The sequence below is a fragment of the Vagococcus hydrophili genome (assembly GCF_011304195.1).
Lineage (GTDB): Bacteria > Bacillota > Bacilli > Lactobacillales > Vagococcaceae > Vagococcus > Vagococcus hydrophili.
This window is the reverse complement of record NZ_CP049887.1, coordinates 2,457,129-2,483,996: the sequence shown is the minus strand read 5'-3', so window position 1 is coordinate 2,483,996 and position 26,868 is coordinate 2,457,129. Positions and strand designations below refer to the sequence as shown.

Below are 26,868 nucleotides of genomic sequence, written 5' to 3'. Positions count from 1 at the left end.
AGGATGACTCAACAGTCATCCTCTCTTTATGTGAACCAATAAATTTTACTAAACTATAAGGAGGTTATCCCATGTCTTTTGATGGTATTTTTACACACTTAATGGCTCGTGAGTTGGTCGATCAATTAGTTGGTGGCCGTATTTCAAAAATACACCAACCTTACGATAATGAACTTATGTTAGTTATTAGAAATAAAGGGAAAAATCAGACTCTTTTACTATCTGCTCACCCCACCTACTCTCGCGTTCAATTGACTGAAATAAATTATAAAAACCCGCCAACACCACCGAACTTCTGTATGGTGATGCGGAAATATTTGGAAGGTTCTTTACTTGAGTCTATTTCTCAAATAGAAAATGATCGGGTTTTACAGTTCTCTTTCTCAAGTCGCAATGAAATTGGTGATCTAGAAAATATTGTTCTTACGATTGAACTTATGGGTCGTCATAGTAACATTATCTTATTCAATCAGTCCTCTAAAAAAATAATTGATGCGATTAAACATGTCGGTTCTAGCGTTAATAGTTACCGAACGATTCTACCAGGAGCTGACTATATTTATCCTCCTGAGCAAGATAAAATCAATCCTTTTCAGATTGAGTCGAAGCAACTTTTTGAATTGATGAACACGGCTGATGAGATAAATACACCCTTCATTCAAGAAAATTTTCAAGGATTTGGAAAAGATACTGCTGCTGAATTAGTTTGTCGTATTAATTTAGATATCAAAAATAAATTCAATATTTGGCAAGCTTTTTTTGAGGAGTTAATCAATGAGACTAAACCTTGTTTATACCAAATAGACGGGAAAGAATTTTTTACTCCTATCCCCTTCTCAGAAAAAGAAAATGATTACACGATATATACTTCTCTCAGTCAGCTTTTAGATGGATTTTATGAAGGAAAAGCTGAGCGCGATCGTGTGAAACAACAAGCGGGAGAACTTATCAGAAAAGTTAAAAACGATCTAGCTAAAATTAAGAAAAAAATAAAAAAATTAGAGCAGTCCTTGGTCGACGCTGACAATGCTGAGATTTTTAGAGTTAAGGGAGAACTTTTAACCACCTTTTTGCATGAAGTCCCACGTGGTGCAAAAAAAGTATCTTTACTAAATTACTATGAAGAGAATGCTCCAATTGAAATTGTTTTAAATGAAGCTCTCTCTCCTAATCAAAATGCTCAGAAATATTTTCAACGTTATCAAAAATTAAAAAATAGCGTTAAAATTGTGAAAGAGCAACTCGAAAAAGCTAATTTTGAGCTACTCTATTTAGAATCAGTCACTGATCAGTTAGAACTTGCTTCACCTAAAGATATTGAGTTGATTAAAGAAGAGCTAATTGCTGAAAAGTATATTAAAGACAGGCAGAAAAAGAAAAGAAACAAAGTGAAAAAAAGTGAGCCAGAAAAATTTGTCTCTTCAACAGGCTTATCTATTTTTGTTGGTAAAAATAATTTGCAAAATGATCAATTAACATTAAAATCAGCCAGAAAAACGGATACTTGGTTACACGCCAAAGATATACCAGGCTCTCATGTTATTATTAATAGCCCTGAGGTTGATGAAGAAACTTTATTCGAAGCGGCAAATTTAGCTGCCTATTATTCTAAGTACCGGTTATCAGCCCAAGTGCCAGTTGATTATGTTTTAGTTAAACATGTAAAAAAACCAAACGGGGCAAAACCCGGTTATGTTATATATGAGAATCAAAAAACGTTGTTTATCACACCTAATAAAGAAGTGATTGATAATGCGTTACAAAATGGAGGTCAATTATGAGATTTAGAGAAGCACTAATCGTTTTTATTGGAATTAGTATTATGGTATTTGGTTTTAGTTATTTTATTTATCGTTATTTTTTCAAGAAAGATTTAAAAAATTGGAAACTTAACTGCTTAATGTTAGTTGTTGCTTTTGCTGGTATGGCATTATTGTTACCTAACACAATAACTTATGTTAAAGAGAAAAAAGGCTTTGTAGATAGTGCCAACGTACAATATGTGAGTGGTAAAAAAGTTGTCAGTCACGCCAATGCTCACGAGAGACTAGTCTTACCTACAGCTTATGACACAATTGAAAATACCCATCCTTCTGTTATTAGCTTTCCTGAAAAATGGAATGGTTATAAGTATTGGATGGGAATCACAGCTTACCCTAAAGGTGTAGCAACATACGAGAACCCACATGTTTTCAAATCAAATGATTTAATCGAATGGATTCCTGATGATAACAACCCTTTAGATGAACCAAAATCAGAAAAATTCAATGGTGAAGTTCCTCTTCAATATGATTCAGATACAAATATCATTTATAATAAAGAAGAAAATCGTTTAGAGTTATTCTGGCGTTATGTTGATGATATTTCTGGAGATGTTATTATTTACCGCATTGATTCAACTGATGGCAAAACTTGGAGTGATAAAAAAGTTATTCATAAAGCAAACCGTAAAAAAGGAGACTGGATCTCCCCTGCTTTTGTTAAAGATGAAAATGGTTACCAAGTATGGTATGTTGCTAACGGCTTTAAAATTTGGCATCGTACAAGTAAAGATGGTCTTAAGTGGACAAAACCTACTGAAGTTAAAATGGCTTATTCTAACGCTGACGGTATGAAACATTGGCATTTAGATGTCCAAAAAACAGATTTAGGTTACGAAACAGTCGTGTCTGGTTTCCAGAGCGATGGTACAATTCAATTATCTCAACGTCATGTGATGAATGTTTACTACTCTAAATCAAAAGATGGTAAAAAATGGGATGATTTAACCCCTATTATCTTCCCATCTAAAGACAAACATCAATTTGATGGTAAAGGACTTTATAAGAGCGCCTTACTGAAGGATAATGGGCAATACTATGTTTTCTATAGTGGTATTGGTTTTGATGATACTCGTGGTATCGGATTATCTTATGGTAAAGATATCTTTAAACTTAAAGGACTTAACTACTCTGATACAACTGATTTATTAGATCCTAACAAGAAGTCTACAACAGATCAAAAAAGTGAAAACACCGCTCCATAAATTAAATTTCACTGAGAACACTTAGAAATAAGTGTTCTTTTTTTAGGTAAAATTCACTTTTTCTTAATCTAGTTATCATTTAAGCTTGTTTTCACAAAATTTTCATTGTCATCCCTCTTTTTAATCATTATGATATTAAAGTAACTAAATTATAAAGGAGTGATTTTAATATGGATAAATCTAAGCAATTAAGATGGTACAACGTTGCTATCATTGCTTTTGTTTCCGTATGGGGTCTAGGTAACGTCGTTAATAATTATGCGACACAAGGTCTTTCTGTTATTGTTTCATGGATACTTATCATGGCGCTTTACTTTGTACCATATGCATTAATAGTAGGACAATTAGGCTCAACATTTAAAGACAGCCCTGGTGGTGTTAGTAGCTGGGTTAAGAATACAACAACTAAAAAAATTGGTTATTTTGCAGCATGGACTTATTGGGTTGTACATATCCCCTACTTAGCTCAAAAACCTCAAGGAATTATTATTTCTTTAAGTTGGATCTTTAAACAAAATGGTAATTTTATTAATACAGCAAGTGCGACAACGATTGCTATGATTTGTTTAGTTATCTTCTTATTCTTTTTATGGATATCTTCAAAAGGGTTAACAACCTTAAAAAGAATTGGTGGTGTTGCCGGAACTGCCATGTTTATCATGTCATTATTATTCATCTTATTAGCAGTATCAGCACCTTCTTTAACTGGTGCATCATTTGCAACACCAGATATGGGAAATATCAAATCTTATATACCTAAATTTGATTTTGCTTACTTTACAACGATTTCAATGTTAGTTTTCGCTGTAGGTGGGGCTGAGAAAATTTCTCCATATGTTAATGAAACAAAAAATGCTTCTAAAGAGTTTCCTAAAGGAATGCTTGTGTTAGCGATTATGATTGGTGTCTGTGCGATTTTAGGGTCATTCTCAATGGGCATGCTCTTTGATAGTAACAATATTCCTAAAGATTTAATGGCTAATGGTGCTTATGAAGCCTTTGGTAAATTAGGTGCTTATTACAATGTCGGTAACTTCTTCGTTATCGTCTATGCCATTGCTCAAATGTTAGCTCAAATTTCAGCTTTAGCCTTTTCTATTGATGCACCACTTAAAATTCTTTTAGCTGATTCAGATAAAGAATTTATTCCTGAAAGTTTCTCTAAGAAAAATGCTAAAGGAACACCCGTTAAAGGTTATATTTTAACAGGTATCTTAGTAAGTATTTTAATTATTGTTCCTGGTTTAGGAATTAAAAATATGAACGATAACTATGTTTGGTTACTAAACTTAAACTCTATCGTTATGCCTCTTCGTTATCTATGGGTATTCTTTGCCTATATGATGATTAATAAAATGCATAAAGATTTTGATTCTGATTATAAATTTATTAAGAATCCTAAAATTGGTTACATTGTTGGTTTATGGTGCTTCTTATTCACTGCTTTTGCTTGTATTTTAGGTGCTGTACCAAAAATCCCTTATGCAGAAGACCCAAGAGCATTCATTTTCCAATTTATTATGAATATTTTAACACCAATCATTTTAATTGGTTTAGGAACAATCTTCCCATTCTTCGCAAGAAGAGCTCAAAAAAATCAATAAAGCAAAAAATCCTCGCTAGAGTCAAACTCATAGCGAGGATTTTTTGTTAATTTATTTAAAAGTTCAGAACAAAAAACACTAGAGAACAAGTCCCTAGTGTTCGATAAGCTTTAATTAAGCTTTTTCGATGTTTGTTGCTTGAAGTCCACGTTGACCTTCTTCTACGTCGAAAGTAACTTCTTGACCTTCTTCTAAAGTTTTGAATCCTTCACCTTGGATAGCTGAGAAGTGAGCAAATACATCTGTTCCGTCCTCTTGAGTGATAAATCCGAATCCTTTTTCTGCGTTAAACCATTTTACTGTACCGTTAGCCATGTGCTTTTCCTCCTATTGCGCATCTTTGTACGCGAATTATTGCAATAAATGTGACGCTTAATAGGAGAATTATATATAAAATAAATATTTTCCTAATCTCGTATCCAATTACTACAATAACTATTCTAACACATTAAAATTCATACTACAATGCTTTTATTGCATATATTTCAGCATTTTTTAAAATTAAAATAACTAATCATGAATTTGATCGATTTTTGCGATAAAATGCTCTCTTCCGTAAAAGTCTTTGTTCAGTAATTCTGGAAATATCTCGTTGAAGAAGTATTTTACTGAAGGTCTATGAGAATAAGACTGGATTGTTTGCACAGATTCAATAAACATCGCCATATAAACCTCTTCTGGATTACTTTTAACAATTTCTTCAAAAGACTCATATAAAAGATCTACTTTATCAGCAATTGCCAATATTTCTCCTTCAACACTTTCATCTTTCCCTTCAAATAACCTTCTACGGTAAATGTCTTGAAATTCTGTTGGTATCTCTTGAGAAATAAATTCTTCTGTCATTTTTTCTTCAACTGTTTGAAGCATGCCTCTAAGCTCTTTACTGGCATATTTTACAGGTGTTTTAATATCGCCAATGAAACGCTCTGTGTAGTCATGATTCAATGATTTTTCATACAATGACTTCCAATCAATAGAAACACCATTTGCTTCTTCGATATCACCTAACACTTGAGCGATTGAAGCGACACGATAAGAGTGAGCCGCAACCGTGTGTTTCGTATATTTAAAAAATCCTGGTGCTCTAGTAATTTTCTCTAAGTTGTTTAATCCTAAAATAAATTCGTTTAATCCCATCTCTTATCCACTCCTAATAATTTATTTTTTGTCTTCGTTACGCTTTTTCTTCGATAATTCTAACAAATAAAGAACGCCTGCTAATATTAAGGTTGAAATTGTTAAAAGCAGTGTCTGCAAGCCATCGTTATGAACGACTAGAAGTTGTCTTAATATGGCTGTAATACTAATAATGACCAAATACTTAATTGGAATATCATGGGCATCTTCAATATATTTAACAATCATGACGATGAATTCAAATAACATGAAAAAGGATAATATATAACCTGAAATATCCTCCAGCGTTCTTTGATCGTTTGGTGCCATAATTAAATTGAACGCTCCGATTAAATCTCTCGCCATATAAGCAATAATAAGTAATGCTAATATAAACAAAAAGATATTAACAATTGAGTAAAGTACTTTTTCATATGTTTTAAACATAAAAAACCCCATTTCTTTTTAATATAATAGCTTTTAATCAACATTTTTGTCAATTTTTAAACTTAAAAAATGGGGTTTTCTTTTATTATTTTGATTTTTTAGACTTCACTAAAAATAAATAGTGCTGTTTTGATATATTTAATTTAGGAATATCAAACCGTTGTAACATTCTAGCGACCTCAAACTGATTTAATTCATCACAGTACCAATCGCTAGCTAAATAATCTTTTTCATAATCATTAAAATTAAATACACACAGACTCTCTTCCTCTTCTACACATCTATAAATCGCAAATAAATCATTGCGAGTATTATATAAAAAATGTGCCTCACCTTCTGTTAAGGATAGATGACTTTCTCTTAGTTTCGTCCAGCTTTGAACTACTTTTTTCAGAGTCGTGTTAGGTGACTTCCACGGATAAAAACGGCGATTGTCTGGATCTTCCTCTCCAGCAAGACCAACCTCATCTCCGTAATAAACACAAGGGACTCCTGGCATCATAAACAGTAAGGCAAATGCTAAAGCAACTTTTTGATAGGACTCGCCACATTCTGTGTAAATTCTAGCCGTATCATGAGTACCGATATTATTCAGTGCATTGTAATAAAAATACCTCGGATAGTTTTCTTTGATTGTGACCATCTCTTTGACAACATCCACGATTGGCTTTTGCTCATTAACTAAAGCCAGTATCTGATCCCTCACTGGATAATTCATCACCCCATGTAAAACAGGATGTGACGCGTACTCTTTACTCTCACCATACGCCACTTTATTAGAAGCATCTTCCCAGACTTCTCCAATTAACACTTGATTCTCATACGCATTAATTCGCTCTCTAATGCCTTTTAAAAAGAAATTAGGCAATTCATCGGCTACATCTAATCGCCAGCCGTCAATGTCATATGTTGACCAATAAGAGAGAACACTTTTTCCTCCTCCATAAATAAATTCTTGAAAGGATGTTTCATGCTTATTTATTTGCGGTAAATCAGCAATTCCCCACCAAGACTTATACTCATCTGGATAATTAAAAAAATTAAACCAACTGAAATATTTTGATTCCGGATTTTGATAAGCACCTAAATGCTCCCCATACTCACCAGAATAATTAAAATAGCGACTATTACGGCCAACATGAGAAAAAACGCCATCTAAAATTATTTTTATATTGTTTTCATGTAACGTCTCAACTAGCTCTTTAAACTCTTCTTTTGTTCCAAGGACTGGATCAATATTAAAATAATCATTGGTGTCATATCGGTGATTACTGTTGGCTTCAAAGATTGGATTCAAATAAAGAGCTGTTATACCTAGTTCTTTAAAATAAGGAATTTTATTTTTTATTCCTGCTAAATTTCCGCCATAAAAATCCCATCTCTTAATGTCTCCTGTCTCATCTTTAATATAAAAAGGAAGATCTGATTCATCCCCGTAAATCATTGTGTTCTTTTTAGGAGAATTAATTTGTTTACTAGGATTCCCATTAAAAAGCCGATCAGGAAATATTTGATAGAAGCAAGCTTTTTGGTACCACTCAGGCGCATTATCTTCTTCTGAATAGCACGTCAATTGATACCAAGAAACATCAGCTTCAGTAATATATTGACACCCTTCTCCGCCAAACTCACTTTGACCATAAAACAAATGAAACGCATGTCCCTCTTGATTTACTGCCTTTATTTTGAAGCAATACAAATACAAACCACTACCCTTTGTTACTTGGTAGTGGCACTTGTATTTGTTTTCTTCAAATAATATCATCGGCAACTCATCAATTTCAATTCGCTCTTGTTGTTTCTTAACAACTAAAGACACAGATTGAATTTCCTCAAAAGAATCAACAAAGAGAGTAAAATCAATTGTTTTTCCCTTTTTAACCGCACCAAAAGGTTGTTTAAAGGTTGTTAACCATGAATTATATTGAATATCCAAAAAATTTTCCTCTCTTCTTACCCTTTACGAATCGGTTCAATTTGCCAAATGTCTTCAGAGTATTTTCTTACCGTGTCATCTGCTGAGAAGTGACCTGCGTGAGCAATATTATTTAAACTCATCTTATCCCATTTTTTCTTGTCTTTATAGCTCGCATCAATCCAAGCTTGCGCTTCACAATAAGACATAAAATCTCTTAAAACAAAGAACTCATCGTTATACGTAATTAAAGAATCAAAAATTTCTTGACCTTCCATTTGACAATTAGGAATCGTTCCATCCACAAATGCATTGACCACACGATTAATGACTGGGTTATTATGATAAATATCTGCTGAGTTATAGTTTTGTTCATTATAATAACGATACACTTCAGATTCAGTTAAACCAAAGATAGCAATATTTTCTTCACCAACCGCATCTCTAATCTCGATATTTGCACCGTCTAGAGTTGCTAATGTAATAGCACCATTTAACATAAACTTCATGTTAGACGTTCCTGAGGCCTCTTTAGACGCGAGAGAAATTTGCTCACTCACATCAGCAGCAGGAATAATTAATTCAGCTAAACTCACGTTATAGTTTTCTAAGAAGACCACTTTGATTTTATCTTGAATGTCTGGATCATTATTAATTAAATTAGCTGTTTCATTGATTAACTTAATCACTGACTTAGCAAAATGATAACTAGGTGCTGCTTTTGCCCCGAACATAAAGACTCTTGGTGTGATATCTAAATTTGGGTTTTCTTTTAAGTCTAAATAAAGTTTAACAATGTGCATCAAATTCATTAATTGGCGTTTATAAGCATGAAGTCGTTTAATTTGAACATCAAAAATCGCATGAGGTGAGACTGTTACGCCGTTATGCTCTTCGATATAAGCAGCTAAACGTTTTTTATTTTCAAATTTTGTTTTTTCTAAATCTGACAGTAAATTTTTATTGTCTTCATGATTGAGTAATAACCTTAAATTATTCGTATCCTTACGCCAAGATTTACCAATATACTGATCTAAAGTCGTTGATAACATTGGGTTACTTAATTGAGACCAACGTCTTTGAGCAATCCCATTTGTTTTATTATTAAAACGTTCTGGATAAATAGTATAAAAATCTTTCAAGACAACTGCTTTTAATAAATCTGAATGGAGTTTTGCCACACCGTTAACTGAGTGGGAACCAATAATTGCTAAATGGGCCATATGAATTTGATCATGACGAATAATACGCGTTCTCTTAATCAACCCTTCATCAAATACCCCTTGCCATTCTTCTACGTAACGACGATCAATTTCTTCAATAATTTGGAAAATACGCGGACAAACTTCTTTCATTAATGAACTTTGCCATTTTTCAAGAGCTTCTGACATAATAGTATGGTTGGTGTAACTCATGACTTTGGACGTCACATCCCACGCTTTTTCCCAAGACATGTTTTCTTCATCAATGAGAAGACGCATTAATTCTGCCACACACATCGCTGGATGAGTATCGTTAATATGAATCGCAATATACTTATTCATTTCCATCATTGGTAAATTTAAAGTTTTATAGTATTTGAAGATACTTTGCATACCTGCTGAAACAAAGAAATACTCTTGAGATAATCTAAAACGACGACCTTGTTCGTTAGAATCATCTGGATAAAGAACTGATGTTAAGTTTTCAAGTTCTTGACGTCCTTCAAAATTTTGGAATTTCGCTTTATCTTCTTTTGTTATTTCAGCACTCCATAAACGCATCGTATTAACCGTATCATTTTCAAAACCTGTCATCCCAGTATCATAAGGAATCGCCTTAATTGAATAACCACCGCGATACATTGGTTTTAGTTGACCATTTGCTTGTTCAACCAAATCGACTTTTCCACCGAAATGAACGTCAACCGCTTTACTTTCACGTCTGACTTCCCAGATGTTCCCACGGTTTAACCATTCATCCGGAAGTTCCACTTGATACCCGTCAACAAAACGTTGCTTGAATAAACCATACTCATAGCGAATCCCATTACCATTACCAGGCATACCAATAGACGCGAGTGAATCCATAAAACATGATGCTAAACGTCCTAAACCACCATTTCCTAAAGCCATATCTGGTTCTTCTTGGACTAAGTCTTCTAAATCAATCCCTAAATCATCTAAACCTTCTGAAACCGTATCTAAAATTCCTAGATTAAGTAAGTTACTTTTCAGCATTCTTCCTGGTAAAAACTCAATAGAGAAATAGAAGACTTGTTTTTGTTTTTCTGATAAGTAACCTTGTCTCGTATTTTTCCAGTTTTTACTATAGTGAGATGTCACTAATTTCCCTAAAGTTTCATATAATTCCTTGTTTGATGCATCTGAGACTGACAAAGCAAAACGCTCTTGCAGTCTCTCTTTAAATTCTTTTTTAAATTCTTTTTTGGTGAATGTCATTATTTTTTTCTACCTTTCAATACACGAACAAAATCATTAACTATGTAATCCATTGTAAAGTGCTATATATTGTTGTGACGATTGTTGCCAACTAAAATCTTTTCTCATTGCTTGTCTCATAACATTTTCAAACGTTTCTCGTTCATCCCAATAAAGGAAAATCGCTTTTTTGATTACTTCCATCAAATAGTAAGGTTGGAAGTTGTTAAATCCAAAACCAGTCCCTTCGCCATTACCTGGGTTATATGGTTGAACACTATCTCTCAAGCCACCAATTTCGTGAACGATTGGTAGTGTCCCATATCTCATGGCCATCATTTGTGATAAGCCACAAGGTTCAGTTGCTGAAGGCATTAAGAAAAGATCAGAACCCGCATAAATTTGTTGAGCCAGTGTTTCATCAAAAGAAATATTAATACTTGCTTTATCTGGGTACTTATAGCCAAAGTAAGCAAACTGTTGCTCAAACATCGCATCTCCCGTTCCTAGTAAGACGACTTGTACATCAAATTGTAAAAGATTTTCCATCTCTTGAAGTAACACATGGAAACCTTTTTGATATGTTAGTCGACTGACCATTCCGATTAAAGGAACATCGTCTCTAATGGGTAAACCTAAACGCTCTTGTAGTTCTCGTTTATTCAATTGTTTAACCCCAATGTTGTCTACGTTGTAGTGATTATTTAAACGCCAATCCGTTTCAGGATTAAACACATCATAGTCAATCCCATTTAAAATACCGCTTAAATTATGAGATTCCATCCGCAAGATTGGGTCTAAACCAAAGCCAAACTCAGCCGTTTGAATTTCACGAGCATAACTAGGACTTACGGTTGTAATCTTATCAGCGTATAAAATCCCAGCTTTCATATAATTGACCGCCTCATTAAAACGCAAGGTCCCATCTTCAAAACGCTCTGTACTCATGCCAAAAACTTCCGGTAAGATATCAGGGCCATATTGTCCTTGAAATTCCAAATTATGAATCGTTAAAACTTTTCTTATGTGGTTAAAGCTATTAACCCAGCCGTATTTTTCTTTTAAAAGAAAGGGAATCATGGCTGTATGATGATCATTAAGGTGCATCACATCAGGAATAAAATCAATCTTTTCCATCATCTCAATGATAGCTTGTTGGAAGAAAGCGAATTTTTCCCCATCATCATAATCTCCGTAAATATTCGGACGATCAAAATAATATAAATTATCAATAAAATAATAATCAATGCCCTCATGATTTAAATACTTAATTCCGCAATATTGTTTTCTCCAACCGACTTCCACTGTGAAATTAACGATATCTTGGCACTGATCTTTGAATTTTTGAGATATTTTTGAAAAGAAAGGCAGGACAACTCTCACGTCCACGCCATTTCTTTTTAATTCTTTAGGTAAGGCTCCTGCTACGTCGCCTAAGCCACCTGTTTTAAAAAACGGACTACACTCCGCTGTGCAAAATAAGACTCTCATCAACTTGTTCCTCCATTTGAATCATATCTTCAACAATATGGGCATTCTTTTTAATAACGATTGGGTTTTCTGGTGTTCCGATAACACTAACGCCCTCTTCAATCACAACATTTTTATCTAAAATAGCGTACTTCACAACGGCGTCTTTCTTAATGGTTGATTTCGCCATAACAATAGAATCACTGATTGTCGCATTTTCTTTGACGATCGTTCCAGTTGATAATAAAGAATGTTCCACATTTCCGTAAACAAGACAACCAGCTGCCACTTGACTACCATTAACACGACTTGTTTTAGCATAATACGTAGGGACTTCGTTGATATTTTTCATGTAGATTTTCTTACTTGAATGAAGAAGTGATAAGAACTTACTTGAATCAAGCATCTCCATATTGGCATCATAGTAAGATTTAATATCAAAAATATTACTTAAATAACCAGTATACTCAAAGGCCCAAGTTGTTTTTGTTTTAATCGCATCTTTTAAAACATCTTCAATCGTCGCGATGTCTTCATTTTGGCGCCATTTAGTTAACTCTTGGATTAACCAATCTGATTTAACAATACAGATATTCATGAATAGATTATCCACTTCGTTTTCAACAATGGCGTTTTGAGCCGAGGTAATACCTTTTACTTTGCCATTATCTGAAATATCTAAAATAATATCTTCTGGAGCAATTTTTTCTTGTGGCATTTTTTTATAAACCACTGTTATATCTTCTCGGTGCATTTTATGGACATTGCGCACTTGAGACAAGTCTAGATTACACAGCATTTTATTGCCCATAAAAACAGTAAACTCAGAATCAGATTTTTGAATGTACTCAATCACAGAATCATAATAATGATCTTCCTCAGGGTTACGTTCTTTTAACCCTTGGAAAAAATGCATAAAGTAACGATTTGGGAGACTATTCAAATTCCACTCTTTACCACCATTGATGTGATCAATAACTGATTGGGTCATTCCTTGATTAAAAATCATATAAATTGAATGAATGTCCGCATCAATCACATTTGATAAATTAAAATCAATCATGCGGTAAATACCATCAAAAGGAAGCAATGACACAGGTCTACGATTTGTTAATGGCAATAGCGTATCCATTTTTTTTATATCAGCTATGATGGCACACGTTTTATTAGTCTTCATCGTTACACACTCCTATGACTTCTGAATTTCCAACTACAGCAACTTCTTCTTTACCTTCAACCACAGCGTTATCTCCAACGACAGCATTTTCACCAATAATGGCACGATAAACAATCGCATTTTTACCAACTCTAGCCCCAGACATGATAACACTATCAGTCACTTGAGCCCCTTCTCTAATTTGAGCATCGGTTGAGATGATACTATGATTCACGTTACCCGATACATAACAGCCACTTGAAACAAGAGATTCATCCACTTGGGCTGTTTCAGTTAAAAATTGAGGAGGTGATACACGGTGTCTTGTAGTAATTCGCCAGTTACGATCACGAATGTTCAACTCATTTTCTGGATCAATAAATTCCATATTCGCTTGCCATAAGGATTCCACCGTACCCACATCTTTCCAGTAACCGGCAAAGCGGTAAGCATAGACACGTTCCCCACTGTTAATATATGAAGGAATAACATGTTTCCCGAAATCTAGCATCTCTCCATCTTTTTGATGAGTTGTTAACATAAATTCTCTTAAATACGCCCAGTTAAAGATGTAAATCCCCATAGAAGCTAAATTGTTCTTAGGATTTTCTGGTTTTTCTTCAAATTCAATCACTCGATTGTTTTTATCGGTATTCATAATACCAAAGCGAGAGGCTTCATCCATTGGCACTTCAATAACTGACACGGTAAGAGACGCTTTTTTCTCTTTATGCTCTTCTAACATCTTTTCATAGTCCATGGTATAAATATGGTCTCCAGATAAAATCAAAACATACTCTGGATCCATTCGATCGATATAGTCCATATTTTGAAAAATAGCATGAGCGGTTCCTTCAAACCACTTACTACCATCGTTGGCTGAGAAAGGTTGTAAAACGGTTAAATCGGAATTAATTCCGTCAAGTCCCCAACTATCACCATTCCCAAGATGTGAATTCAAAACAAGTGGTTCATATTGAGTCACAACCCCTACGTTTGAGATATTAGAGTTGATACAGTTACTTAAGGTAAAATCGATGATGCGGTATCGTCCACCAAAAGGGACAGCAGGTTTCGCGATATTTTGCGTTAATTTACCTAACCTTGACCCTTTACCACCTGCTAAAATCATTGCTAACACTTCTTTTTTCATACTGACTTGATGAAGAAACTTCCTTCATCGTCCTCCTCCCGATTGTCTATTTTTTTCGAGTAATTTTAATGTCTTTTGGTTTTAAAATAATTGCCCCAAGCGCTGGCACAATTGTTTTTACTGCAAAATCAAATCGGCTATCTTTTTTGTTAATCGTTTCACAATAACTATTGTGGACTTCCCACGTTCCACCGTATTCCTTCATTTCCGTATTCCAAACTTCTGTATATGTTCCCTTAAAAGGAACTTCAATTTCAAAGTCTTTTCTTTCAACTGGTGTCATATTTAAGACAACGATCATAAAATCTTTCTTTTTCTTTCCTTGCCTGATGTAGGACAACACTGTTTGATCTTTATTATCAGCATCGATAATCTGAATGGTTTCTTGCTCATCCTCTAATTCCCAAAGAGAGCCTGAGTCTTTATATAGTTGATTTAAATCAGAAGTAAAATGCTGCATCTGCTGATTCATCTCATCTTCTAAATCAATCCATTCTAATTGCTCATTGAACTTCCATTCTAAAAACTGACCCCATTCACTGCCCATAAACAGTAATTTTTTCCCCGGGTGAGTGATTAAGTAAGTATATAGATTTCTTAACTGAGCAAACTGCTTGTAGCGGTCACCCCACATTTTATGCATTAAGCTCTTTTTACCATGAACCACTTCATCATGTGATAAAGGTAAAATAAATCTCTCTTCCATCATGTACATAAAGGAGAAGGTCATTAAATTGAAATTATCTTTTCTAAAATATGGATCCATCTCGTAAAAACGTAAAATGTCGTTCATCCAGCCCATGTTCCACTTATAATCAAAGCCTAGAGATGTTTCTATACTCCCTGTAATTTTAGTTTCCGATGAGCTTTCCTCAGCAATCATCATCACTTCTGGATGAGTATGTTTTATCACCGCATTTAGTTTTTTTAGAAAATGACAGCCTTCTAAGTTACTCGTACCACCTTCATGATTTAAAGTGAACGGACCATCGTCATAATTACGATAAATCATACTAGATACCGCATCCACACGTATGCCGTCAATGTGGAAATTTTCAATCCAATAAAGGATACTAGAAATCAAAAAGCTTTGAACTTCTGGTTTTCCTAAATCAAAGTTAATTGAACCCCAACGAACATTTTTCGCCCGATCTTCTTCGGTGTACTCAAACTGAGGTGTGCCGTCATAATAAGCAAGAGCATCATCATTCACGCAGAAATGTCCTGGTACCCAATCCACAATGACACCAATATTATTTAAATGACAAGCTTCCACAAAATCTTGGAATTCTTCTGGTGTGCCATAATAAGAACACAACGCAAAATAGCCTATTAATTGATATCCCATGATTGATCTAAAGGATGTTCCATTAAAGGCATAAATTCAACATGAGTATAATTCATCTTTACGAGGTAAGGAATCAACTCATCTTTCAGTTCTTTAAAGCCATATGGTTCTCCATTAGCGTGGTGTTTAAATGAACTTGCATGTACTTCGTATATATTCAGCGGTCTCTTATGATGTTTGACTCTCTTATTACGTCCTTTGAATAAACCGTCTTTCCATTTCTTGTCTGCTTGTGTATAAACAACTGCAGCATTTCCAGGTCTTTTTTCAAATTTCTTAGCAAAAGGGTCAATTTTCATGATTTGACGACCATTATTTTGTGTAATGTGGTATTTATACAAATCCATTTGTTGAGGTGTGTTTGTCGTAATCTCCCAAATTCCTGTCTCTTCATCTCTAGTCATTGGCGCTGTATCTTGCCAATCATTAAAATCACCTACCAGATAAACTTCTAAAGCATTTGGTGCCCATACACGAAAAACATAATATACTTCGTCATTTTTAATCACTTGATGAATACCTAAAACGTCTTGACTTTTAAAATTTTCACCTGTTAAAAATGATTTTTTTTCACTTAGAGATCCTTCGTGAAAAATTGGCACTTCGGTTACTTTCATAAATTAAATCATCACCCTTTCCAACACGTTAATACAAACAAATAAAAAGAGTTAATTTATATTGTTTATACTTATATAATACCACAAATAAATGACGTTAGTTCTTTATTATTAAAATTTTATTCATTTAATATAACTTTTTTTATTAACAGAGTTATTATTTAAAATGAAAATGTTTTTATAATCTTATTTTTATTAAATGAACATATTTTTGAAGTTAACTAACAATTAAGCCCCCTCTTTTTTTGAACTTATAAAAAATAAAAACAAGATAATCGATTAAAATGATTACCTTGTTTTTATTCTTGTTATTTAATATCTCATTGAATTTTAATTATTTGAAAAATCTATAAAACGGTAATTTTTGAGATAATTCTCTCATTGATGATATGTAAGTTTTCATTGTTGCTTAGTTTGTAATGAATGATATCTGAGGATTGACTTTCCCACTCATTATACAGAATACTTTCCTTTTCATTACTTTCATAATGAGGACATAAGCTACCTTTTAATATGCCTAATCCTTTAAAACTCTGATTATTTTCAAAAACATCTGTGAACCAACAAACTGCCCCTGCGCTTATCCCTACAATCACTTTGCCTTTCTCATACATTTTTATTAACCTCTGATCAAAACCTGTCTCCCGCCAAGTATCTAGCATATAGTGAGTGTTCCCGCCACCGATATAAATGAGATCAGCTGTTTCAAGTAATTCTACATTTTTTAACTCATCCTTTGTTAAGTGATACGTATCGTGTTCTCTAAAGGTATGATGAAATTTTTCAATATAGTTAATCGCATCATGACTTGCAGTAGGAATAAAAACTAAGGTCTTTTTTTCTTTTTTAGGACACAAGTTTAAAGCAAAGCTATCAATATACGCCTCTGTTTCAGTTGAAAATCCACCACCTGAAATTAAAACTAATTGTCTATCCAGATTTCTCACACCCTTCTTTTCTAAATTCTACGTTAATTTGAAGAGAATATCAAAAAAACAACAAAGAAATATCATCTCCTTGTTGTTTCGATTCTTTATTTATTCCACTCTGCTGGATTTTTTTTCCATTTCTTAAGTAAAACAGCATCAGCTTCTGTAATATAGTCTTTTTCTGTTGCTACTTCGATTAATTCACTGTAGTTCGTTAAGGTAACAAATGATGTTTTGGCATTTTCAAAATTTTCGATGCCTTTTGGCAATTCATAAGTGAAAATAGCAGCAACTCCTAAAACGTTAGCTCCTTCGTTTTCAGCAGCTTCACAGGCTTCAAGTACACTTCCTCCTGTTGAGATTAAATCTTCCACAACGACCATTTTTTGACCTTCAGAAATTTGACCCTCAATCTGGTTCTTTTTACCATGATCTTTTGCTTTTCCGCGGATGTAAACCATTGGTAAATCTAAAATCTCAGCTACCCAAGCCGCATGAGGAATACCAGCTGTTGCTGTTCCTGCAATGACTTCAACGTCTGGATACGTTTCTTTGATTTTTTTTGCTAATCCTTGTGCCACGTCACGGCGAACTTTTGGAAAACTCATCGTTAAACGGTTATCACAATAAATCGGGCTCTTTAAACCACTTGCCCATGTAAAAGGATCGTTTGGACTAAGTGCCACTGCTTTAATTTCTAGTAATTGCTCTGCGATTTGTTTCATTATTTTTCACCGTTCCATTCATTTTTAATCTGTACGTAACTCTCATAAGGCGTTTCTGATTGAGTAATCGGTCTTCCGACTACAATATAACTTGAACCAATTGCTTTAGCTTCACTTGGAGTCATGACACGTTTTTGATCTCCTTTTTCACTATTGCTTGGTCTAATTCCTGGAGTTAAGCAAATAAAGTTCTCACTTGTCTTTTCTCTAATAGCACTTACTTCTAAGGCTGAACAAACCACACCGTCAAGCCCTGATAATTCTGTCATTTTAGCATAATGAGCGACACTTTCTTCTAAACTCACCTTAATTAATTGATCTGACTGCATTTGTTCCTCACTGGTTGAAGTTAATTGTGTCACAGCGATTAATTTAGGCACGTCTTTACCTGTTTGTGTACCTTCTTTAAGTCCTTCTAAAGCAGCGGTCATCATCTCTCGACCACCTGCAGCGTGAACGTTAGTAATCGCTACACCTAATGATGCGATATTTTTCATCGCTGATTTTACAGTATTTGGAATATCGTGTAGTTTTAAATCTAAGAAAACATCATGTCCCAATTCAGTTAATTCACTAACGATGCTTGGTCCTTCTTTATAAAATAATTCCATACCCACTTTGACGAATAATTTTTCCTCTGCTGGAAATTGGTTCAAAAATTCAAATACTTCTACTTTACTTGGAAAGTCTAAAGCTATAATTGGTCGATTCATTATTTACGTGACTCCTTCACTTCTTTAATTAACGCTTCTAGGCTTTCAATTCCTAATTCATCCATGCGTTTTGGTAATTCATCAATCAGTTTAGGGCAAATATAAGGATCTGTAAAGTTCATTGTTCCAACACCCACAGCACTTGCGCCGGCTAAGAACATCTCAATCACATCATCCACACAACTTACGCCACCCATACCGATAACCGGAATATCCACCGCTCGTGTGACTTCATTAATCATTCGAATAGCAACTGGTTTAATTCCAGGTCCTGATAAACCGCCTGTTCCATTAGCTAGTACAGGTTTTCTTGTGTTTAAATCAATTCTCATGCCTAAAAGTGTGTTAATCATTGTGATGCCGTCTGCACCAGCTTCTTCCACGGCTTTTGCGATTGGGACGATGTTCGTTACGTTAGGTGATAATTTAATATAAACTGGAACTTTGGCAACTTTTTTGACGGCACGTGTTAAACTCGCTGCGACTTCAGCACTCGTACCAAAAGCGATGCCTCCTTCTTTTACGTTCGGGCAAGAGATGTTTAACTCGATTGCTTTCACATTAGGGGCGTCACCAATTTTGGCACAGACAGCGACATATTCGGCTTCTGAAGAACCTGCGACATTGGCAATAATTGGTAAATCATATTTTTCAAGAGATGGTAATTGATTGGTCATCACTGTTTCTAAACCAGGATTTTGAAGTCCAATCGCATTTAACATCCCACTTGGGGTTTCTGCCACGCGTGGTGTTGGATTGCCGTAACGTTTTTCTAACGTTGTTGCTTTCACCATAATTGAACCTAAAAGACTTAAGTCATAGTACTTACTATACTCGTCACCAAATCCAAAACAGCCACTTGCTGGAATAATCGGATTCTTTAAATCTAACCCTGGTAATTTCACACTTAATCGACTCATATAATCACTTCTCCTGACTTAAAGACTGGACCTTCATCACACACTTTTTTATTAACAGTAGGATCTTCCTTCGATTGACACACGCAAGCATAACAAGCACCCACACCGCAAGCCATTCTTTCTTCCATTGAGAGATACACATGAGGATGATCACTGAATGCTCCTTCAACGGCTCTAAGTAATCCTGTAGGACCACAAGCAAAAACGCCTGTTGGATTAGGGTAAATTTTTAATGCTTTTTCAATCAAATGTCCGGTGTGACCTTTATATCCGTAAGAGCCATCATCTGTCGCAATCATTAGCATACCTAATTCAGAAAACTCTTTTTCATAAAAAATTGCGTCTTTTGTACCAAATCCTTGGAGAAAAACTAATTTAGCTTTTTTATCTTTCAATCGTTTACCTAATTCATAAAGAGGTGGTACACCAATTCCTCCACCTACAACAAAGATCACATCGTCTTCTTTTACAAAGTCTGTGGTAAAGCCGTTTCCTAAAGGTCCTAAAACATCTATTTCTTGACCTTTAACTAATTCACTGATCGCTCTAGTTCCACAACCGTCTACTCGGTAAATGACTTTACATGTTGACTCTTCATGATTTACTTCGGCTAAACTAATCGGTCTTCTTAATAATAAATCAGAACGAGGGACACGAATGTGGACGAACTGGCCAGATGTTTCCATCTGTTCCACCAGTTCTCCTTTCAATGTTAACTCAAATATTCTTGGTGCCAACTCAATCTGGCTCTCAATAAGCATCATTTCTTGTTTCATAATCCCTCTCCTTTATTTATTCTTTTATAATGCAATCGCTGAAAAGTTACGATCTTCTAACACTTTTAAAATGGCATCTGCTGTATCTAATGAGGTCATTAACGGCACACCATTTTCAACCGAAACTCGTCTAATTTTGAAGCCGTCTGATTTTGGTTGTGATTCATTACCAGTTGTATTAATGACTAGTTGCGTTTGTCCTAAGCGAATCATGTCTAACACATTGACTTGATTTTTTTGATCTAATTTAGAGACCACTTTGACTTCTAAACCATGACTTCTGAAAAATTCTCCTGTCCCTTCAGTTGCGACTAAACCGTACCCAATGTCGTTAAATCGTTTGGCAAGTTCTAACGCTTCTTCTTTTGTTTCATCTGAAACTGTGAATAACACTGATCCATAATTAGGTAAGTGCATGCCACTTGCTTCAAAGGCTTTGTACAATGCTTTTTCAAGCGTTCGATCCGTTCCCATTACTTCACCTGTTGATTTCATCTCAGGTCCAAGTTGTGTATCTACTTCTTGTAATTTAGCAAATGAGAAGACTGGTGCTTTCACGTGGACTAACTCAGACGACTTATAAAGCCCATCTTCAAATCCTAGTTCTTTTAATGTTTGACCTAAGATACATTTGGTCGCTACTTGAGCCATTTGAATTCCTGTTACTTTACTTAAGAATGGTACCGTACGACTTGCTCTTGGATTAACTTCAATCACGTACACTTCTGAATCTTGGGCGATAAACTGAACATTCATCATGCCTTTACAGTTTAGTCCTAAAGCTAATTTACGTGTGTAAGAAACAATTTTTTCAAGCACTTCTTCAGATAGATTTTGTGGTGGATACACCGCCATAGAATCTCCTGAATGGACACCAGCTCGCTCAATATGTTCCATGATACCTGGAAGTAAAACATTTTCACCGTCACAGATGGCATCCACTTCACACTCTGTTCCCACTAAGTAACGATCGACTAAGACTGGATGCTCTGGTGAAGCTTTTACCGCTTCTTTCATGTAGCGCTCTAAATCTTTGGTGCTCCAGACAATCTCCATAGCACGTCCACCTAATACATAACTTGGGCGAACTAAGACTGGGTAACCGATTCTCTCTGCAATTTTGATGGCATCAGCTGGATTAGTAGCCGTCGCGCCTTCCGGTTGAGGAATGCCTAATTCTTGTAAAGCCTGTTCAAATTTATCTCTGTTTTCTGCTCGGTCTAAATCTTCAATCGTTGTTCCAATTATTTTTACGCCGTGCTCTGTTAAGCTTTCAGCCAAGTTGATGGCTGTTTGTCCGCCGAATTGTACAATCACGCCTTTTGGTTGTTCTAGTTCGATAACGTGCATCACGTCTTCAATCGTCAATGGTTCAAAATATAGTTTATCTGAGATGGAGAAGTCAGTTGAGACTGTTTCAGGATTACTATTCATAATAATCGCTTCGTATCCTGCGTCTTGAATCGCTCTCACTGAGTGAACTGTCGCGTAGTCAAACTCAACCCCTTGTCCAATTCTAATTGGTCCTGAACCTAGTACGATGATTGATTCTTTATCTGACTTCAAGCTCTCGTTTTCAGTTTCATAGGTTCCGTAGAAATAAGGTGTTTTTGAAGCAAACTCTGCGGCACACGTGTCGACCATTTTGTAAACCGGGAAGAGATTCAGAGCTTTTCTTCTGTCATAAACATCTTTAGTTTTGATTTCCCATTTTTGGGCTAAGTAGTTATCAGAGAAACCTAATTCTTTTGCTTGTTTTAAAAGCTCATCATCTTTAGGATTTTCAATCACCATTTTTTCTACTTCGATAATATGTAGTAATTTATCTAAGAAGAACACATCTATCTTAGTAAAATCAGCGATTTCATAAATTGTAAAGCCTCTTCTAATGGCTTCTGATACGTAGAACAAACGATCATCTTGAGCGTGAATCATGCCATAAGTAATTTCGTCATCTGTTAGTGGTTTTAACTCATCTAATTCAATATGATAAGCGCCTATTTCAAGTGAGCGTACCGCTTTAAGAAGTGATTCTTCAATCGTACGACCTAAAGACATGACCTCTCCTGTGGCTTTCATTTGGGTACTTAACTTGCGATTTCCTTTTTCAAACTTATCAAAAGCCCATCTTGGAATTTTCGTTACCACATAGTCTAGTGCTGGTTCAAACATCGCGTAAGTTGTTTCTGTCACTGGGTTTTTCACTTCATCTAATGTTAATCCTACTGCGATTTTTGCCGCCAATTTAGCAATTGGAATCCCTGTAGCTTTACTTGCTAAAGCTGAGGAGCGACTCACACGAGGGTTTACTTCAATCACGTAGTATTGGTAGCTATGTGGATCAAGTGCTAGTTGAACGTTACAGCCACCTTCGATTTTTAAAGCTTTGATAATTTTTAGTGAGGCATCTCTTAATAACTGGATTTCCACATCTGATAATGTTTGACATGGAGCAAAAACAATGGAGTCTCCCGTATGAATTCCAACAGGGTCAAAGTTTTCCATGTGACACACCACAATCGCATTATCATTTGAATCTCTCATGACTTCATACTCAATTTCTTTGTAGCCTGCGATACTTTTTTCAATTAAGCACTGTGTCGCTGGAGAAAGATGCAAACCGTTTTTAGTGATCTCGATTAACGATTCTTCATCGTCACACATCCCACCACCCGTTCCACCTAATGTGAAGGCAGGTCGTACGATTAACGGATAACCAATTTCTTTAGCAAAATCCAATGCTTCTTCCACTGTATTTACAATGGCACTCTCAGGAATTGGCTCGCCTAATTCTTCCATCAATTGTTTAAATAAGTCTCGGTCTTCTGCTTGATCAATGGCGCTTAATTTTGTTCCCAATAATTCGATATTTAATTCATCTAAGATGCCACTTTCAGATAAAGTGATGGCCATGTTTAAACCTGTTTGCCCACCTAACGTTGGTAGAATCGCATCTGGTCTTTCTTTTCTTAATACTTTAGCTACAAATTCCAAGGTAATTGGTTCAATGTAAACTTTATCAGCAATCTCTTTGTCTGTCATAATAGTAGCTGGGTTAGAGTTGATTAAGATAACTTCATATCCTTCTTCTCTAAGTGCCAAACAGGCTTGTGTTCCCGCATAATCAAATTCTGCAGCTTGTCCAATAATGATTGGACCTGATCCGATAACAAGTATCTTTTTAATATCTGTTCTTTTTGGCATCTTATTTCCCCCAAGTATCCATTAATTCTACAAATTCATCAAACAGTGAGACCGCGTCATGTGGACCAGGTGCCGCATCTGGATGGAATTGAACTGAGAATGATGGGTATTTTTTATGTTTAATTCCTTCAACTGTTCCATCATTGATTTCAATATGTGTTAGCATTAAATCCGTTGTGTCTAAACTATCTCTTGAAACCGCGTAACCGTGATTTTGTGAGGTAAAGTACACTTGGTTAGAGGCAATTTCCTTCACCGGATGATTACTACCACGATGCCCATATCTTAATTTAAATGTATCTGCACCGTTTGAAAGACTTAACAGTTGATGACCTAAGCAAATACCAAAGATTGGTACTTGACCTTGGATGCCTAAAATCATTTGACTGGCTTCCATGACATCTTTTGGATCTCCCGGTCCGTTAGATAACATCACCCCATCAGGAGCAAGAGCTAAAATCTGTTCTGCTGAGTAATGATAAGGAACAACTGTCACACCACATTTTCTTGAGACAAGCTCTCTTAAAATACTTTGTTTCATACCAAAGTCAACCACGACAACATTTTTTCCAGTTCCAGGAATATGATAAGCCTTCGTTGTTGAAACTTCATGAACTTGATTATTAGGTAACACTGTCGCTTTTAATTGATCGTACTCATGCTCAATATCATCAACCACATCTATGATACTTCCTTTGATCGTGCCACATTCTCTTAATTTACGTGTTAAAGCACGTGTATCAATACCAGCAATTCCCGGTATTTTTTTATTTTTCAAAAATTCATCTAAGGTCATTTGACTGCGCCAGTTAGAAGCAACGCGGGCATAGTCTTTTACGATAATCCCGTTACATGATGGCTCCATTGATTCAAAATCATCTCGATTAATGCCATAATTTCCGATTGTTGGGTAGGTAAACATGATCATTTGCCCTTTAAAACTTGGGTCAGTTAAGACTTCTTGGTAGCCGCTCATCCCCGTTGTAAATACAACTTCTCCTGTACCAATTCCTGGTGCGCCAAAACCAACACCTTCAAAACATGTACCATCTTCTAATATCAACAATCGTTTCATCTCTTACTCTCCTCTATGCCAAACTACTTTTCCATCTACGAAGGTATAAATAGTTTCTCCAATTACTTGTTCACCAATAAATGGTGTATTGTTTGATTTTGAAACAAATTCTTCTGGTATTTCGACTTGTTTTTGTAAGTCAAAAATTGCCATGTCTGCTTGAGAACCAATGTTTAATGTCCCTGTTTCTAATCCGAAAATCTCAGAAGGAACTTTCGTCATCCAATTAACCACTTGCTCTAAGGTGAATCTACCTGTTTTAACAAAGTGGGTATACATAAGTTGGAAGGCTGTTTCACTTCCGATAATGCCAAATGGCGAATGTAGCATACTTTGGTTCTTTTCTTCATGACTGTGCGGCGCATGATCTGTTGCGATACAATCAATCGTGCCATCTAATAAACCATCAATTAATGCCTGTTGATCATCACTTGCTCTAAGTGGTGGATTCATTTTGAATCGGCCATTGTCTTCTGTGATGTCTGTATCTTTCATAATTAAATGATGAGGACAAACTTCGCAAGTCACATGTACACCGTGTTTTTTAGCCTGTCTAATCACTTCAACACTTTCTTTTGTTGACACGTGGCAAACATGGTAGTGAACGCCTGTCTCTTTAGCAAGTAAAACATCTCTTGCAATTTGAGAGGATTCTGTGGCACTCATAATCCCTGGTAAACCAAGTTTTTCGGAAACTTCACCTTTGTGCATCACGCCACCAAACAATAAGGACTCGTCTTCTGTGTGAGCAACAATTGCCATATCGATGTTCGCTGCTTCTTTCATGGCTTGATACATCACACCTGCCGTTTGAACCCCAACACCGTCATTGGTGAAGGCAAACGCTTTTTCTTCTTTCAAAGCTTTGAAATCAACTAGTTCTTCACTGTTTAATTCTTTAGTGATTGGTGCGTATTGTAAAATCTTCACACTGCTATCTTTTTCAATGCGTTCGTTAATATCTTTTAGTTTTTCTTTTGTATCGGGTACTGGGTTAAGGTTAGGCATGGCACAAACTGTTGTGAAACCACCTTTTGCTGCTGAAGCACTTCCTGTTTCGATGGTTTCTTTGTACTCAAATCCTGGTTCTCTAAAATGGACATGAACATCAACTAATCCTGGTGTAATTAAACCTGCCTTAGCGTCTATTACTTCATCAAAGTCAATTCCTTCTTTTTCAAGTTGACCGATTGCTTTAATTTTAGAATCTTCTAGCCAAATATCGACTTGGTTTAATTTATTATCCTTTGTCACAATATAGCCATTTTTAATTAATGTTTTCATGATTCTCCTCCTATGCTTTCCCGTGTAATATAGCTTCTAAAATCGCCATTCTCATAAAAACACCATTACTCATTTGTTGAGTAATCCGTGATTGATATGATTCTACTAATTCATCTGCCAACTCAACATCTCTATTAACTGGTGCTGGATGCATGATAATTGCTTTTTCTTTCATTTGTTTAGCTCTCTCATTTGTCAATCCGTAATCACGGTGATAATTCTCTTTTGAAAAAGCGTGGCCTTCTTCATGACGTTCATGTTGAACTCTTAACATCATCATCACATCGACTTTTTGGATAGCTTCATCAATCGTGATAAACTCGCCGTAAGCTTCGTATTTTTTGTTATACCACTCAGCAGGACCACAGAAGAACAGATTAGCGCCAAGTCGTTTCAACATCTTCATGTTTGAATTAGCAACTCTTGAATGGGTTAAATCCCCACAAATCGCAATGTCCAAATTCTCAAAATCACCAAACTCTTCATAGATAGTCAGTAAATCAAGTAAACACTGTGTCGGATGATTCCCACTACCGTCACCTCCATTAATGATTGAGGTCGTAATTGTTTTACTTTCAATTAACTCGTTATAATAATTTTCTTCCCAATGTCTAATGACGCAGGCGTGAACACCGATAGCTGACATGGTCAAGACTGTGTCATATAAAGACTCACCTTTTGAGACAGAACTTGTTTTGGCATCAAACTCGATCACATCGATACCTAATTTTTTTTCAGCTACTTCAAAACTTTTATGCGTTCTTGTGCTATTTTCAAAAAATAAATTCGCTGTAAAAAATTGTTGTTCATTTAATTGTGATCTGTCACCTTGTTTAAATTGTTGAGCGCGTTGAATCAAGCCCATTACTTCTTGATCACTCAATGATTCTGCTGTTAAAAGATGTTTTAAACTAATTTTTTCCGATGTCACTATCATGTGTTTTCCTCCTATTAATTAAGTTTGGGGT

General features: G+C 35.3%; 20 protein-coding genes and 1 pseudogene. 3 read left to right on the top strand and 18 right to left on the bottom strand.

The features are described from left to right. Positions 1-71: 71 nt before the first annotated feature. The 3 genes from G7082_RS12165 (at position 72) to G7082_RS12155 (ending at position 4,629) form a co-directional block, all read left to right on the top strand. Entirely contained in the window at positions 72-1,781 is a 1,710-nt protein-coding gene (locus G7082_RS12165) for an NFACT RNA binding domain-containing protein (protein WP_166035315.1), read from the top strand. After that, the gene (locus G7082_RS12160; RefSeq protein WP_166035314.1) at positions 1,778-3,025 is read left to right on the top strand and encodes a sialidase family protein; all 1,248 of its coding nucleotides are present in this window, start codon (positions 1,778-1,780) and stop codon (positions 3,023-3,025) included. Before G7082_RS12165 ends, G7082_RS12160 begins: the two co-directional genes overlap by 4 nt. Before the next feature lie 170 nt (positions 3,026-3,195). Then, entirely contained in the window at positions 3,196-4,629 is a 1,434-nt protein-coding gene (locus tag G7082_RS12155) for an APC family permease (RefSeq protein ID WP_166035313.1), read from the top strand. 114 nt (positions 4,630-4,743) lie between these two features. Here G7082_RS12155 and G7082_RS12150 read toward each other — a convergent pair whose 3' ends face one another. The 18 genes and pseudogenes from G7082_RS12150 to G7082_RS12065 all read right to left on the bottom strand — a co-directional run bounded on the left by G7082_RS12150 (position 4,744) and on the right by G7082_RS12065 (position 26,837). Beyond that, on the bottom strand, positions 4,744-4,944 hold the full coding sequence (locus G7082_RS12150; protein WP_086951454.1) for a cold-shock protein: 201 nt from the start codon (positions 4,942-4,944) through the stop codon (positions 4,744-4,746). Positions 4,945-5,139: 195 nt separating this feature from the next. Then, complete coding sequence (locus G7082_RS12145) at positions 5,140-5,769, bottom strand: YfbR-like 5'-deoxynucleotidase (protein ID WP_166035312.1); 630 nt, start codon at positions 5,767-5,769, stop codon at positions 5,140-5,142. Positions 5,770-5,790: 21 nt separating this feature from the next. Further along, on the bottom strand, positions 5,791-6,195 hold the full coding sequence (locus G7082_RS12140; protein WP_166035311.1) for a phosphate-starvation-inducible PsiE family protein: 405 nt from the start codon (positions 6,193-6,195) through the stop codon (positions 5,791-5,793). Between the two features lie 85 nt (positions 6,196-6,280). Then, positions 6,281-8,131, bottom strand: a complete 1,851-nt coding sequence (locus G7082_RS12135) for a glycoside hydrolase family 13 protein (RefSeq protein WP_166035310.1) — start codon at positions 8,129-8,131, stop codon at positions 6,281-6,283. Positions 8,132-8,148: 17 nt separating this feature from the next. Beyond that, positions 8,149-10,551: a glycogen/starch/alpha-glucan phosphorylase gene (locus G7082_RS12130; protein WP_166035309.1), complete on the bottom strand. Its 2,403-nt coding sequence runs from the start codon at positions 10,549-10,551 to the stop codon at positions 8,149-8,151. 36 nt (positions 10,552-10,587) lie between these two features. Next, positions 10,588-12,021: a glycogen synthase GlgA gene (gene glgA, locus G7082_RS12125; protein WP_166035308.1), complete on the bottom strand. Its 1,434-nt coding sequence runs from the start codon at positions 12,019-12,021 to the stop codon at positions 10,588-10,590. Further along, entirely contained in the window at positions 11,990-13,177 is a 1,188-nt protein-coding gene (gene glgD, locus G7082_RS12120) for a glucose-1-phosphate adenylyltransferase subunit GlgD (protein WP_166035307.1), read from the bottom strand. Before glgD ends, glgA begins: the two co-directional genes overlap by 32 nt. Next, the gene (locus tag G7082_RS12115; protein ID WP_166035306.1) at positions 13,167-14,309 is read right to left on the bottom strand and encodes a glucose-1-phosphate adenylyltransferase; all 1,143 of its coding nucleotides are present in this window, start codon (positions 14,307-14,309) and stop codon (positions 13,167-13,169) included. The genes glgD and G7082_RS12115 overlap by 11 nt, the downstream gene beginning before the upstream one ends. A 46-nt stretch (positions 14,310-14,355) precedes the next feature. Continuing rightward, positions 14,356-16,274: pseudogene (glgB, locus tag G7082_RS12110) on the bottom strand (1,4-alpha-glucan branching protein GlgB). Positions 16,275-16,621: 347 nt separating this feature from the next. After that, the gene (locus tag G7082_RS12105) at positions 16,622-17,221 is read right to left on the bottom strand and encodes a Type 1 glutamine amidotransferase-like domain-containing protein (protein WP_166035305.1); all 600 of its coding nucleotides are present in this window, start codon (positions 17,219-17,221) and stop codon (positions 16,622-16,624) included. An 86-nt stretch (positions 17,222-17,307) separates the two neighbouring features. Next, positions 17,308-17,928, bottom strand: a complete 621-nt coding sequence (gene pyrE / locus G7082_RS12100) for an orotate phosphoribosyltransferase (protein WP_166035304.1) — start codon at positions 17,926-17,928, stop codon at positions 17,308-17,310. Next, positions 17,928-18,644 carry an orotidine-5'-phosphate decarboxylase gene (pyrF, locus tag G7082_RS12095; RefSeq protein ID WP_166036088.1) on the bottom strand — a complete coding sequence of 239 codons (717 nt, stop codon included), beginning with the start codon at positions 18,642-18,644 and terminating at the stop codon, positions 17,928-17,930. The genes pyrE and pyrF overlap by 1 nt, the downstream gene beginning before the upstream one ends. Further along, positions 18,641-19,561, bottom strand: a complete 921-nt coding sequence (locus G7082_RS12090) for a dihydroorotate dehydrogenase (RefSeq protein WP_166035303.1) — start codon at positions 19,559-19,561, stop codon at positions 18,641-18,643. Before G7082_RS12090 ends, pyrF begins: the two co-directional genes overlap by 4 nt. After that, positions 19,558-20,337 (bottom strand): dihydroorotate dehydrogenase electron transfer subunit, encoded by a 780-nt coding sequence (locus G7082_RS12085; protein ID WP_166035302.1) that lies wholly within the window; start codon positions 20,335-20,337, stop codon positions 19,558-19,560. Before G7082_RS12085 ends, G7082_RS12090 begins: the two co-directional genes overlap by 4 nt. 24 nt (positions 20,338-20,361) lie before the next feature. After that, positions 20,362-23,541, bottom strand: coding sequence for a carbamoyl-phosphate synthase large subunit (gene carB, locus G7082_RS12080; RefSeq protein WP_166035301.1), 3,180 nt, complete (start codon positions 23,539-23,541; stop codon positions 20,362-20,364). Position 23,542: 1 nt separating this feature from the next. Next, on the bottom strand, positions 23,543-24,616 hold the full coding sequence (locus G7082_RS12075; RefSeq protein WP_166035300.1) for a carbamoyl phosphate synthase small subunit: 1,074 nt from the start codon (positions 24,614-24,616) through the stop codon (positions 23,543-23,545). Positions 24,617-24,619: 3 nt separating this feature from the next. After that, positions 24,620-25,900, bottom strand: a complete 1,281-nt coding sequence (locus tag G7082_RS12070) for a dihydroorotase (protein WP_166035299.1) — start codon at positions 25,898-25,900, stop codon at positions 24,620-24,622. A 10-nt stretch (positions 25,901-25,910) separates the two neighbouring features. After that, positions 25,911-26,837, bottom strand: coding sequence for an aspartate carbamoyltransferase catalytic subunit (locus G7082_RS12065; RefSeq protein WP_166035298.1), 927 nt, complete (start codon positions 26,835-26,837; stop codon positions 25,911-25,913). Positions 26,838-26,868 lie beyond the last annotated feature (31 nt).